Below are 12,752 nucleotides of genomic sequence, written 5' to 3' on the forward strand. Positions count from 1 at the left end.
AGATTAAGCGGTGGTCACGGGTTCGATCGGCGCCAAGCGCGGATCCAGGATCTTGGGGCCCATCCCCGCAAACTTGACCGCGATCGACACCTTCTCACCGCTGCCGAAGGTGTGGGTGATTTCACCAACGCCGAAGCTGGCGTGGATGACCTGATCGCCGACCTGCCAACTGCGACCAGGGGCAGGCCCGGCCTGACGGCGACGCACGGCATTGGCGGGGGGCGATGAGGGCTTGTCACGGTCGACGCGGGTGAGCCGGTCGAGACGACGTTCGCGCCGGAGCGCCGCACCACCGGTCTGCGGAAGGTCTCCCTGAATTAAAGCCTCCGGGAGCTCAGAGAGGAACACCGAGGGCACGGCCGCTTCACGCATGCCACCCCAGAGACGTCGTTCACTCGCATGGGAGAGGAACAGGCGTTCCTTAGCGCGGGTGATGCCGACATAACAAAGCCGCCGCTCCTCCTCCAGCGAAGCCGGGTCATCCAGAGAGCGATAACTGGGGAACAGACCCTGTTCAAGACCCACCAGACACACCACAGGGAACTCGAGCCCTTTGCTGCTGTGCAGCGTCATCAAGGTGACGCGATCGGCAGCGGTGTCTTTGCTATCGGCATCACTGGACAAGGCCGCCGTGGCCAGGAATCCCTCCAGGTCGCCCTCATCGTTTTCCTCCTGGTATTGCAAAGCGGCATTCACGAGTTCCTGAAGATTGCGGCGCCGCTCATCAGCCTCATCGGTGCCATCGGCAATCAACTCGCTGACGTAGCCGCTCTTCTCCATCACTTGCTGAATCAGTTCTGACGGCGCCACATCACGGCTGCGGCCCTTCAGATCATTGACCAGGTCACAGAACTGCAGAAGCCCCTTGGACGAACGGCCGCCAAGGGAGCGCACCGCTTCGGGATCACTCACCACATCCCAGAGCGGGATCCCCAGTTGATTGGCAGCATCGGTGAGGCGCTGAATCGTGGTCTTGCCGATGCCCCGTTTCGGCACATTGATCACCCGAAGCAGGCTGACGGTGTCGGCCGGATTCACCAACAGCCGCAGATAGGCCAGCAGATCCTTGATTTCGCGCCGGTCGTAGAAGCGCAGTCCCCCCACCACGATATAGGGAATGCCCCAACGCACCAGCGATTCCTCGATTGAACGAGACTGCGCATTGGTGCGGTACAGCACCGCCATGTCGCCCCAACTCAGCTCTGGGTTGGCGGCTTCCATGGTGCGCAGGCGATGCACCACGGCTTCCGCCTCAGCAATCTCATCGTCACACCGAGTCAGCGTGATCAGCTCACCTTCCCCACGGGTGGGACGAAGCACCTTGTCGATCCGTTCGCTGTTGTTGGCAATCAGGGCATTCGCTGCCTCGAGGATCGTGGCAGTGGAGCGATAGTTCTCCTCCAGCTTCACCATCGTTTGGGTGCTGTCATCCGGCGCCTGATCACCGAAATCGTCCTGAAACCCCATCAGGATCGTGAAGTCAGCCGCACGGAAGCTGTAAATGCTCTGGTCGGCGTCACCGACCACGAAGACAGAACGACCTGACCAGTCCTCAACATCCTGAGGCTCCTTGCCATCGGTGACCAACAGCTTGATCAGGTCGTACTGGGTGCGGTTGGTGTCCTGGTATTCATCCACGAGTACGTGGCGAAAGCGACCATGCCAGTAACTGCGCACCTGCTCGTTCTGCTGGAGCAACTGAACCGGCAGCAACAACAAATCGTCGAAATCAAGAGCGTTGTTAGCCGCCAAGGCTTTGCGGTAACGCCGATACACATCGGCGGTGAGCTTGCCCCGCTGGCCTTCCGCATTCGCCTCGAGCTGGTCAGGCAGCCAACCCTGATTCTTGGCATTGCTGATGGCCCAGCGGGTCTTTTTCGGCTCGAACCGCTTGGGATCCAACTGCAGTTCCTGGGTGACGATCTCCTTGACCAGGCTCTGGGCATCAGCTTCGTCGTAGATCGAAAACTGCTTGGTCCAGGTCAGTCCCTCCGCGTCCTTGAACTTATCGATGTCGTAGCGGAGCATCCGCGCAAACAAGGCATGGAAAGTGCCGATCCACAGCTCCTTGGTCACCTCCCGATAAATGCGTGAGCGCAGCTGGCGCTGCTCAACCGGGGGCAGGGTGCTCCAGGGCTGGCCGTACTGGCTCTGGGCCAGACGCTGCGCCAGGAGAAGCTCAAGACGCTCCTTCATCTCGCGAGCAGCTTTGTTGGTGAAGGTCACCGCCAGGATTTGGGCTGGATCGGCACCGTGCTCACCAATTAGATGGGCGATCCGATGGGTGAGGGCGCGCGTCTTGCCACTGCCAGCACCTGCAACCACCAAAAGGGGCCCCTCGTGATGGTCCACTGCCCGTCGTTGGGCGTCGTTAAGGCCGGCCAAAAAGCTCATGGGTGGAGATTAGTGGTGCTTAGATGCCTCCAACGCGGCTGCGATGCCCTTCCTCTGAGCTTCGACTTGACCCACGCTCTGCAGGCCAAGGTCGTCGACCTGGTCAAGTCCATACCCGACAAAGACATTCGCTAAGCCATGCCAAAGACGACAACGGTCTTTGAACAACGCTGGAGCTTCTGGCTGTCAACGCTGTCTGGCACCTCACTACTCGTCAGCGCGGGCATGGCCCTCTGGCTTCAGTCCGGCGCAGGCGGATTCAGCGCTCTTCCAGAGACGGCAAGGGAGTCCCTGCTGAGCCAGTACAACGCAATCGCCCATGGTGGATTTTTCGCTGCTTTAACTGTTCTCGCTGGCCTGCTGATTCGTTCGATTGTCAGAGCAGGCACCCAAGAAACGAAACCAAGACCGCAAAAATCATGGCCACTCGCCGTTGCTGATTTCATCAAACAACATCCAGCCGTCGCGATCGTCCTCACGACGTACGTGGTGCTGATGGTGCAAGAAAGCAGTTGGTTCTACAAGGAGATTCTCACCTGGTTTGACGACATCTACAGCGATCAGCTCCTGAACAATTTCAGCCTCAGGGAAAGGTTGATCAATGAAACGATGGGAAGAAATGACTTTCGCTTTTTCCCCCTCTCCCATCAAGACCTACATCTCCTTAGTTGGGTGACGCCCTACACCAAGGTCTGGTCACTGGTGAGCGCCCTTGAACTCATCGCCACCATCGTCCTTGGCTGCAAGCTGATTGAACGCGTCAAGAAGAACGGAACAAGTGCATCACTCATCCTGATGGGAACGCTTCTTTTCCTCTTCACAAGCGCATCCGCGTACAACTATTTCCAATTCATTTACAGCGAGAGATTTCTCACATTTCTGCTCGCGTTATACGCCTATCACTACTGCGTTTACCTGGACTCAGGCCAGCTTCGAAACGGCCGACTCGCACTGCTCTTTGCCCTGTTCATCCCTTTTTTCAAAGACACGGCGGTGCTTCTGGCCGTGATCCCTGCAGCCACAACGATCGTCGCCGGCAGCCTCGGAGCCATGCCCAGCCGCCCAGCATGGGGATCGATCACGCCCTCCCAATGGAGAAAGGCTTATGCCCTGGAGATCGCCATCCTCAGCCTTGCGCTGTTCTTCCTGGCTGCGTTTGGGACGCTCAGCGCGCTTCCCAGCCTTGCCGCAGATGTGCCGCGCTACGACGCCCATCTGGGCTTTTCAGTGCTGGCACTGGACATTCGCCTGATCATCTTCCTGGGCTTCATCGCATCACGCCTGTGGCAGATCGGCCGCAGACAAACCAACGTCACCGCACTCGACGGACTCAACCTTGCGGCACTGGCCTATGGATTTGCCCTGTACGCGTTGGTGGGCCTGGAAGGCAGCAACTACATGAGCCTGCCGATTCAGTTTGTCGCCGTTCTCGACATCTTGATGATTTGGGAAAGCCTTGTGGCACCGAAGTTCAACCACCGAATCAATGGTCGCCAGGCTCAGGCTGTGGCCCTCGGCACCACGCTGTTGCTGTTGAACATTGAAGATCGACAAGCCGCCACATTTCGACAACGCACAGAAGTGATCAGCTGGAAACAACGTTCATGGCGCACAACCCTGAACGAAGTCAGAGCTATTACACAACGCGCCAAAGAGAATGGAGAAACCGTGAACCTCATCTACTCCAAAGGATGGTTCAAACATTCCGATCAGATGAAGGCCCTCACCTACGACCGCCTGGTGTATTACGACATCGACACCCGGCGCTACATCATCAAAGCCGGAATCGGCAAAGGCGATTTCTACACACCACAACCGGGCGATTATTTGGTTGACATTGACACGGGCAAGAAACTAACCCAATTCGGCATTGACCTCTCCAACTACGACGTGCTGTACCAAGAGGATCCAAGCCGTCAGTACGCACGGATCTTCCGCCACCGCTGATCGACCGAGAAGCGAATCGATTGAAGGCGGGTAGGCTCCCCGATCAATGGACGTGCTTGAAACTGTGGCGCATCAGATCAAGTTGGGCGACATCACGTTCGGGAACGATCGCCCCTTCGCCCTGCTGGGTGGTGTGAACGTTCTCGAGGATCTCGACTTTGCCCTGCGTTGCGCCGGCCACTACAAAGACGTCTGCAGGAGGCTGAACATTCCGCTGGTGTTCAAGGCCTCTTACGACAAAGCCAACCGCTCTTCCATTCATTCCTTCCGCGGCCCCGGCCTCGAGGAAGGGCTGCAAATCCTGCAGGCGGTGAAGGACACCTATGGCATTCCGGTGATCACCGATGTGCACAGTCCGGAGGAAGCCGTCGCCGCCGCCAAGGTCGCGGACATCATCCAGCTTCCGGCCTTCCTGGCCAGGCAGACCGATCTGGTCCGCGCCATGGCGGAAACCGGTGCGGTGATCAACATCAAGAAGCCACAGTTCCTCAGCCCGGAACAGATGCGCAACATTGTGGACAAATTCCACGAATGCGGGAACGAGAAGCTGCTGCTGTGCGAGCGAGGAAGCAACTTCGGTTACGACAACCTCGTGGTGGACATGCTGGGGTTCGGCGTGATGAAGCGAACCTGCGATGACCTGCCGCTGATCTTTGATGTCACCCATGCCTTGCAGTGCAGGGATCCAGGTGGTGCTGCCTCAGGAGGACGCCGCACCCAGGTGGTGGACCTGGCCCGTTCAGGCATGGCGGTTGGTCTGGCTGGCTTGTTCCTGGAAGCTCACCCAGACCCGGCGCAGGCCCGTTGCGATGGTCCCAGCGCCTTACCTCTCGATCAGCTGGAACCGTTTCTCTCTCAGGTCAAAGCCATCGACGATCTGGTGAAGGGCATGCCAACCCTGAACATCAACTGATGCAAGTTGTATCGGCAGAACGTCTTGGCCTCTGACGCAACCTTCTTGCTCGGCGTTGGTGCCCAGAAAGCAGGAACCTCCTGGCTGCACGATCAACTGCAACGTCGAGGCGACGCCGATTTCGGCTTTCTGAAGGAGTACCACGTTTTCGATGCTCTCGAGCTGGAACGCTTTGCCTGCTTCCGGCCCAAGCACCCCACACCGCTGAAGTGGCGCACCTGGCGTCGGTCACGGTTCATCGAACGTCCCGAGCGCTACTTCGACTACTTCGCATCACTGCTCAAGCCACCCCAGATCCGCCTGACGGGAGACATCACCCCCTCCTATGCCGGGTTGAAAGCGGATAGCTATCAGCGCATCCAGCAGGCCTTCGCGCAACGCGGCGTGCAAACGCGGGCGGTGTTCATCATGCGCGACCCAGTGGAACGGTTTTTGTCGCAGCAGCGCATGCAACTGCGCAAGCGTGGCTTGCTCACACCCGCGCATGAAATCGAGCACCTGGATAAGGCCAGCATCAAGCTGCTCAAGCGTGAATCTCCTCGGAACGATTACCCCGCCACCCTCGATGCACTGCGGGGCGGACTCGCTGAATCGGAGGTCTTCATCGGCTTGTACGAAACCCTGTTCACGCCAGCAGCACATCAGGATTTATGCCGGTATCTCGGCATCCCAGAGCAGATCCCCGATTTGAGCCACCGGGTGAACGCCAGCCAAGCCACCATCTCGGTTCCACCGGAGCTGTTGCAGCGCCTGGGCCGGCACTTCGCCCCTTTGGTGACGGCTGTGCAGGAACGCTGTCCGGATCTAGCAGTTGAGCAGCATTGGGCCACCGCCATGACCTGGCGGGGGGGCTGAGGCCATCAGCGGCAAAGCACGTTGTTGGAATAGACCAGGCGGCGGTTCATCCGGGCAACGCCAGGCAGGAGCAAGCCGAGATGCGCAGCCGTTGGTTCTTGCGCCCCCAACCAGACACCGTCGTAAGCAATCGTTCGGCTGCGATCCGCATCGAAACGCACCCGGTTCCCCGCGAGGATATGGCTGCTGCTGTTGAGACCAGGAGCCAGCATCGTCTCCTGGAAATCGATCGACAACCAGGCGCAGAGCAACTGCAAACTGCGCTGGGGCTGAAGCGCAAATTCCTCATAACCCAGACGAAAAACCGGGTATGGAGACTGGCGAAAAGCCCTTTCAAACTTGGAATTGACACGCCACCAGCGCGCCAGCTGACGCGCTGCCGGCAAGCGTTGGCCTGCCTTACGACCGGCCTGAGCCCGGGAATGAACCCAGGAGCGCACATCACGCACGAGATGAATGATCCGGATGTCAAACATCGCCTCGGGCAGCCGCGTCATCTCCAGATCGTCCTGATACGAGTCCACATGCCACACCGCCTCACCGGCGTGGGGTGAACCCGTCAGCAGCCGCTGCACTTTCTCCTGCATCGACGTTTGGTCATGCAGGCGCAGCCACTCGAGCTGAGGTCCCCAGAGTGGGCACTCCGCCGCAATGGCACCACAGGTGCAACGCCGCTCAAACCGATGGGCACCGCGAAGTTGACTGGGCCCGCGATGTTCATCACCAGGCTGTGGCGTCGCCAGAATTCTCGCCGCCTCACCGAGGCCAATGATCTGCGGATGCGCCCCCAGGGCCAAATCCAGCATCGTCGTGCCGCTGTGGCCGAGGCCACGGATCAGCAGCAACTTCAATCGCTTGCTGCTCATCGGCTGTGGCCCATCAAATCGTTGAGGAGCATTGTGATCTGATCCACGTGATGCGCCACGGTGAATTGAGCCTGAGCCCGACGGTGCCCCGCAGCACCCCAAGCAGCCGCTAGATCCGGGCGATCCACCAGCAAGGCCATGGCCTCCGCCATGGCCAGGCGATCGCCTTCCTCCACCAGCCGACCGGTCTGCTGATCCACAACCACGTCAGGAATCCCACCATGGCGGGTTGCCACAACGGGCAGGCCACAAAGTTGAGCTTCCATCACGGAGACCGGGCATCCCTCCTCATCACCATCCTCCGCTGTGCGGGAATGCTGCACAAACGCCCGCGCGCGCCGCATCTCCTCCACCACCGCATCGGGTGGAAGCACGCCAGGGAACTGAACCAGCTGCTCAAGGCCGAGCTGGCGCACCCGTTCCTGCACGACAGGAAGCAACGGTCCATCACCCACCATCACCAGGCGGCACGCATCGGCCTGGTCAGTCAGGCCGCGCAAGAGGGCAAAGGCTTCCAATGTGTCCATCGGACCTTTTTTGGATACAAAGCGGCCGACCGCCAGAAACCGCGGTGGCATGGAGGCAGGAGTGGCCCCCTGAAACCGCTGCTCATCGGCACCGGATGGACTGATCACGAGCTGTGCCGGCGGAGCGCCAAGGGCGATCAAACGGCTCCGCATGATTTGGTTCTTGACGATCACAGCAGAGGTGAGCTGAAACAAACGGCGATAGCGCTGCTCGAGACGCTTCAGATAGCGCTCAGCTGAGGCATCGGCACCGCGGAAATGAACCGCCAGGGGGACTCCCGTGCGAGCCAGCTCCATCACCCGAACGGCATGAAAGCCGAACTCCACCATCACCACATCCGGCCGGTGACGTCGCACCAAAAGCACAGCCACGATGGAAGCGGGCAGCGTGGCCAGTCGCAGCCAGCCCAACCGGGTGCAGACCTTGCTGATCAGTACCGCCAGCCCATAGAGCGCTTTAAGGGGCTCGCGGCAAGGAATCTCATCCCCGAAACAAGCCTCCACTGCAAACGGCAAGCGGGCCAGATTCGCGCGCACGAAGGTTTCCGTCCTCGCGCGCCGGGTCGGCGCCAACACCAGAACACGAGCGGTCATGACAACGCCAGGATCGACCGCCAAAGCGGTTCCAACTGGGGCCAATCCAACGAAGCGATGCGTTCCCTGGCCGCCGCACCCATCCGCCGACAGCGCACTGGATCCGAGGCCAGCTTCACCATCGCGGCGGCGAGGGCAATCGGATCATCACTCGGCACGACCAAACCGCTCACACCCGGCTCAACCACCTCCAAGGGGCCAGGGGAAGCATCCGTCACGATCACCGCCAGACCGGCAGCCATGGCCTCCAGGAGTGCATTGGGCATGCCTTCAAAACGGGAGGGCAACACGAACACGGCAGCCTCCTCCAGGAACCGCTCCGGATCAGGGCGGAACCCCATGCATCGCAACCGACCCGAGACCCCGAGCTCCTGCGCCTGCTGCTGCAACATCTCGCGCTCCGGCCCATCACCCACCAAGGTGACGGGCCATTCCGCTGCGGCTCCGCTCAGCCTTGGCAAGGCATTGATCAACACGTCCAGTCCCTTCTGCGGCACCAACCTGGCAACACTGATAAAGCCAACGGCACTCGCCTGATCTCCACGTGCACCAACCCTGGGGGCACCCGGCAAAGGATTGGGCAGCAGGGCCAGCCGCTCCCAGGGCCCCATGGATTCCAGAGCCGAAAGAACCCCGGCTGTGTTGGCTGTCACCACATCGGCGCGGCGATAGGCAAAGGGGCGCAAGCGCTGCCACACCTCCGGGAGCAGCTGAAGCGAGGGATCGTTGCGCTCTGAGACCACGAGGTGGATCGGAAGGTCCCAGGCAGCACAACAGCACGTGATGTTGGTGCGGGTGAGCAGGGCCAGGACCCGATGGGGCAGCTGACTGCGGAACTGCCGGCGCAGCTGCCGGAGACGAAAACCAGCCGTCGCCTCTGATCCCACACGAAAAAGCTGCATGGCAAGGCCCCGACCCCCTGGACAGACACTGGCTTGGAACCAGCGTTCGAACCAGCGCAGCTGCAGTTGAAACAACCAGCGGATCAGCTTGTCGAGCTGCGCCAGGGTGAAACGACCAGCGCGAGCCCACCAGGAGCGATGGGTTGGTGCCCCCAGTTCAAGCAGAGGAATGCCGTCAGGAAGGGCATGGGCCACAGGATGCCCTGGGATGAGCGTGACCAGCTTCACCTTCAAACCCTGCGCAGCGAAATGGCGGGCGGCTATCAAGGCAACTTTTTGAGCGCCCCCCGCTCCGAGATGCGGCAGCACCAGCCACAGATCATCACGACCTGAATCCGCCAGCAGAGGCTTTTGCATCAAAGAGACCCCATCAAATCGAGAAACACAGGTCGCAAGCTCTCAGGTGCATTGCGCTGGCGGACCGCTTGAGCCTTGGACGCAAAGGCCACGCGCGCAGCTGTGTCCTCCAAGGCCTGGCGCAAGGGTTGTTCCATGTCGGTTGAGGCGACTTGCTCGGACACAAGCCAACCGTTCAATCCTGGATCAATCAGGTCCGAAGGGCCGGTGGGACAGTCCACCGCCAGACAAGGAAGACCGGAGGCCATCGCCTCGAGCAACACATTGGGATACCCCTCAAAACGAGATGAGAGAACAAACAAGGCACTGGCCTTGTACCAATCCCCAACATTGCCGACGTTCCCCGGAAGGATCAAACGTGAGGACTCAGTGCCCATGAGCTGGCGCAACCGGGCCGCCTGATTGACGCCGCGATATGGAGCGTCGTCGATGCCAAGAATCACCAGCGACCAATCGGGGAAGTCAGCCTGCAAGCGAGCGAACGCGGCCACCAAGCGATCAAAGCCTTTCTGATGGAGCTTGGTTCCAACCGCCAGGATCACCTTCTGGCCCGGCGGAACGGAACGCTCCGGATTCAGCCAGGGAGCCAGACGCGGTATCGGCCAAACAATCGCGTTGGCCAAAACCGCTGTGCGGCGGGCCAAGCCGCGTTGATGGAGCCACTGAGCAATGCCCTGCGTTTGCACCAAATGCAAATGAGCTCTGGGATAGGCCAAACGACGCAACAGGCGCCAACGCCAAGCCAGCGGCCGAGCCGGAGGGTAGTTGCGCTCTGAAAGCACCAGACGCGACGACAGACCGATCGATGCCAGCGCCAACTTGATCGATGGCAGCGTCGTCATCCCGATCAAAAGAGCTGGCTGTTCTCGCTGAAGCAACTTGCGCAAGCGCAAGAGCTTCAACGGCCAAAACAAGGCACGATTCAACAAACCTGGCAGGGCAGGCTCCTGCACGCGGCGGAGACCAGCGGGGACGGGATAGAAGTCGTGGCTGGCGGACTTTGAGGTCAACAACGTGACGCTCCAACCTCCCTTCGACAGCCATTCGGCCCATTGAAGGGTGACGCGCTCTGCACCACCGATTTTGAGCGAATCAATGAAAAGAAGTGCCGACCTGCGCGGATGTGCTGCAGCCGTCATGGCTCGGGCTCGGTGAGTTGCCTCTGCACCAACGCCGCGATCCTGTCGTTCAAACTTCCTTCAGAGGAGTGATTCAGCAGACGCGCCCACTGACGGCACGCCTGTGGGGTAACGGAACCACCCGCCCGGTGAAGCTCCACACAACTCTGCTGCAAAGCCTCAAGGAACAGGAGATGGTTTTCCTGAGGCGTCCTTCCCCTGACACGTCGCCTCGGGGCGAGCCCTGCAGCGTTGGCGGTCGTCCAAGCGTTCAACAAGTTCAACGCATCACTGCGTACCTTTCCGTATTCACGCGGGTCGAGCAGAAAGCCAAGGGCAAGACCGCGCCCGAGGTTGCTGGACATGCGGAACAACGCATCAGCATTCATCTGATCCCTGTCGATCGCACGACTGAATTCAGCCAAGCGTTGCCAACACCGCGCCAGCAAAGGCATGTCCCCCTGAAGAAGAGCGAGGTGATAGAGAGCACTGCTGATCGACACATACAGCTTCCCAAGATTCTGCCGATTGGACTGCGGACAACAGGTCGTTGCATCGTCGCTGCGCAGCTTCTCTGCCATGCCCTCCAAAGCGGCTACCAACTCCTGAGCGCGCGCTGAATTCTCTAGGCGAAGAATCAGATAAGCCTCAGCGACGAGCGCATAGGAGCGCCGGGTGAGGTCAAGGTCGTCACGATGCGAAAGCCAACGAAAAACCTCATCGCTTTGGTGGAGATCGCGGGGGCGAGATCCGGTGCGAAAAAGAACCCGATCCACAGCCCGATAGTCCGACGCAATCAGGGATCGCTCCATCAGAGCAAAGGCCTCAGGCAATGAACCAGCCCTTAACGCCAGGGTGCACTGCATCGAGACAACATCAATCGCATTCGGCCACCGGCGCCACGCCGCATCAGCAATCCAAGAAGCCTGTTGATACTGATGAAGGCGAAGGCTGCCATCGAACATGAGATAGCTCGTTGAAGCTGACGTCAGCCTCCCTTGCGTGAGCCGAAACACAGCAACGCTTAACGCGTGACCCAAGCGGCTGTTTCGACAGACATACGCCAACGGACTGGTCCAAAGCTGTTCACGCCGCTGGTTGAAAGATTTCAGCAACGCAAAAATCGGCGGGGCAACGCGTTTAAGCCATCCCTTGACAGCAACCAGCTGGAGCGAGAGCTGCTCCTTCATCCAACGCATTCCCCTTGAGAACGCAGCAGCTTCAGCATGCGGCGGGTTCGACTTTGATAGGTGTAACCTTCAATTCCGCTCAATCGCTCATCGAGACGTGGACCCTCTCCTGCCAAAACACGTTGGAGCTGCTCGCTGAACTCCAACGGATCCGGTGGGCAGAGGCAACAAATGGCCTCAAAGGCATGAAGGGCATGAATCCGCGTGGAGACCACAGGCAACCCAGCGAAGAGATACTCAAAAAATTTCATCGGAAACATCGCGCGGGTGTAGGGATTGCACTGCAATGGCAACCAGGCGCACTGAAAGGCAGCCAAAAACTGTGGGAGTTGGCTGTAGGGCTTCGGGCCAAGCCAATGCACATTGCTGAGACCACACAACTGCGAGAGATCCGTGCTGGGCTCACCCTCTGACTGTGGCCCGATGAAAACGAATTGCCACTCAGGGCGACGAACGGCGACCGCACGAATCAGCGCAAAATCAAGTTTGTAGCTGCTGATCGCACCAACGAAACCAATTTTGGGCTCTGGAATTCCTACCAACTCCGGCGGACAGACGAACGTGGGGTCATCACGAAGTTCAAGTGAGGCGGAAAAATGATCCCGGTCAGCAACATTGGGCTCGTAACAGATTCGTTCTGTATACGTTGCCAGCCGTTCAGCAAGATACGGCGACGTTGTGAAAACCTGGTCGACGGAGCGACATAAGCGGGCTTCTTCAGATTCAATCAAACTCCTGGGCATACAGGGCTGCTCCTGAACCGCATCAACCGCGTGATAGATCGACAGTTCGAACCCTTTCAACGGCAAATAGAGCAACGTCAGCGGGTTGTAGGTCCAAAGCCAAGGGGAACGGAAGCGCAACAACCAACAAGCCAGTGACACGCTGAAACGAACCATCAAGCGGTTCAGGCGTAGCGCAATCCCACGGGATCCACCGGGCACAACCAAGGGAGACAACACCCAGATCCCCGGTCGCACCGCCCGAAGGAAACGCAGCCCCAGAAACAGCCTCCGTAGGATCCTTCTGAAATCCTGAGTTTTGGTTTGAACCGAGCGAAGACCAAGAGATTCAACGTACAAAACTCGC

General features: G+C 59.5%; 10 protein-coding genes. 3 read left to right on the forward strand and 7 right to left on the reverse strand.

Annotation, left to right across the window (positions count from 1 at the left end; genetic code table 11):
* Positions 1-3: 3 nt before the first annotated feature.
* Positions 4-2,394, reverse strand: coding sequence for a UvrD-helicase domain-containing protein (locus tag DXY29_RS09630; protein WP_115024797.1), 2,391 nt, complete (start codon positions 2,392-2,394; stop codon positions 4-6).
* A gap of 138 nt (positions 2,395-2,532) precedes the next feature.
* Between DXY29_RS09630 and DXY29_RS09635 the strand changes: the two genes are divergently transcribed.
* The 3 genes from DXY29_RS09635 to DXY29_RS09645 are packed head-to-tail and all read left to right on the forward strand — an operon-like array spanning position 2,533 to position 6,109.
* Positions 2,533-4,341: a hypothetical protein gene (locus tag DXY29_RS09635; protein ID WP_136987747.1), complete on the forward strand. Its 1,809-nt coding sequence runs from the start codon at positions 2,533-2,535 to the stop codon at positions 4,339-4,341.
* A 46-nt stretch (positions 4,342-4,387) separates the two neighbouring features.
* Positions 4,388-5,254, forward strand: coding sequence for a 3-deoxy-8-phosphooctulonate synthase (gene kdsA, locus DXY29_RS09640; protein WP_115024799.1), 867 nt, complete (start codon positions 4,388-4,390; stop codon positions 5,252-5,254).
* A gap of 24 nt (positions 5,255-5,278) precedes the next feature.
* Entirely contained in the window at positions 5,279-6,109 is an 831-nt protein-coding gene (locus DXY29_RS09645; protein ID WP_115024800.1) for a sulfotransferase family protein, read from the forward strand.
* 5 nt (positions 6,110-6,114) lie between these two features.
* Here DXY29_RS09645 and DXY29_RS09650 read toward each other — a convergent pair whose 3' ends face one another.
* The 6 genes from DXY29_RS09650 to DXY29_RS09675 are packed head-to-tail and all read right to left on the reverse strand — an operon-like array spanning position 6,115 to position 12,625.
* Entirely contained in the window at positions 6,115-6,975 is an 861-nt protein-coding gene (locus tag DXY29_RS09650; RefSeq protein ID WP_115024801.1) for a sulfotransferase, read from the reverse strand.
* Positions 6,972-8,096, reverse strand: coding sequence for a glycosyltransferase (locus DXY29_RS09655; RefSeq protein ID WP_115024802.1), 1,125 nt, complete (start codon positions 8,094-8,096; stop codon positions 6,972-6,974). Before DXY29_RS09655 ends, DXY29_RS09650 begins: the two co-directional genes overlap by 4 nt.
* A complete protein-coding gene (locus DXY29_RS09660) occupies positions 8,093-9,355 on the reverse strand; it encodes a glycosyltransferase (RefSeq protein ID WP_115024803.1) in 1,263 nt (420 codons plus the stop codon). Before DXY29_RS09660 ends, DXY29_RS09655 begins: the two co-directional genes overlap by 4 nt.
* Positions 9,355-10,494: a glycosyltransferase gene (locus tag DXY29_RS09665; protein WP_115024804.1), complete on the reverse strand. Its 1,140-nt coding sequence runs from the start codon at positions 10,492-10,494 to the stop codon at positions 9,355-9,357. The genes DXY29_RS09660 and DXY29_RS09665 overlap by 1 nt, the downstream gene beginning before the upstream one ends.
* Positions 10,491-11,663 (reverse strand): hypothetical protein, encoded by a 1,173-nt coding sequence (locus DXY29_RS09670; protein WP_170952180.1) that lies wholly within the window; start codon positions 11,661-11,663, stop codon positions 10,491-10,493. The genes DXY29_RS09665 and DXY29_RS09670 overlap by 4 nt, the downstream gene beginning before the upstream one ends.
* Positions 11,660-12,625, reverse strand: coding sequence for a glycosyltransferase (locus DXY29_RS09675; protein ID WP_244279380.1), 966 nt, complete (start codon positions 12,623-12,625; stop codon positions 11,660-11,662). Before DXY29_RS09675 ends, DXY29_RS09670 begins: the two co-directional genes overlap by 4 nt.
* Positions 12,626-12,752 lie beyond the last annotated feature (127 nt).

Source organism: Synechococcus sp. UW69 (genome assembly GCF_900474185.1).
In the GTDB taxonomy this organism is placed as follows: domain Bacteria; phylum Cyanobacteriota; class Cyanobacteriia; order PCC-6307; family Cyanobiaceae; genus Parasynechococcus.

Excerpts from the sequence above, each read along its gene's own strand:
- kdsA (WP_115024799.1), top strand. The coding sequence starts at position 4,388 with ATGGACGTGCTTGAAACTGTGGCGCATCAGATCAAGTTGGGCGACATC.
- DXY29_RS09665 (WP_115024804.1), bottom strand. The coding sequence starts at position 10,494 with ATGACGGCTGCAGCACATCCGCGCAGGTCGGCACTTCTTTTCATTGAT.
- DXY29_RS09635 (WP_136987747.1), top strand. The coding sequence starts at position 2,533 with ATGCCAAAGACGACAACGGTCTTTGAACAACGCTGGAGCTTCTGGCTG.
- DXY29_RS09650 (WP_115024801.1), bottom strand. The coding sequence starts at position 6,975 with ATGAGCAGCAAGCGATTGAAGTTGCTGCTGATCCGTGGCCTCGGCCAC.
- DXY29_RS09670 (WP_170952180.1), bottom strand. The coding sequence starts at position 11,663 with ATGAAGGAGCAGCTCTCGCTCCAGCTGGTTGCTGTCAAGGGATGGCTT.
- DXY29_RS09660 (WP_115024803.1), bottom strand. The coding sequence starts at position 9,355 with ATGCAAAAGCCTCTGCTGGCGGATTCAGGTCGTGATGATCTGTGGCTG.
- DXY29_RS09630 (WP_115024797.1), bottom strand. The coding sequence starts at position 2,394 with ATGAGCTTTTTGGCCGGCCTTAACGACGCCCAACGACGGGCAGTGGAC.
- DXY29_RS09655 (WP_115024802.1), bottom strand. The coding sequence starts at position 8,096 with ATGACCGCTCGTGTTCTGGTGTTGGCGCCGACCCGGCGCGCGAGGACG.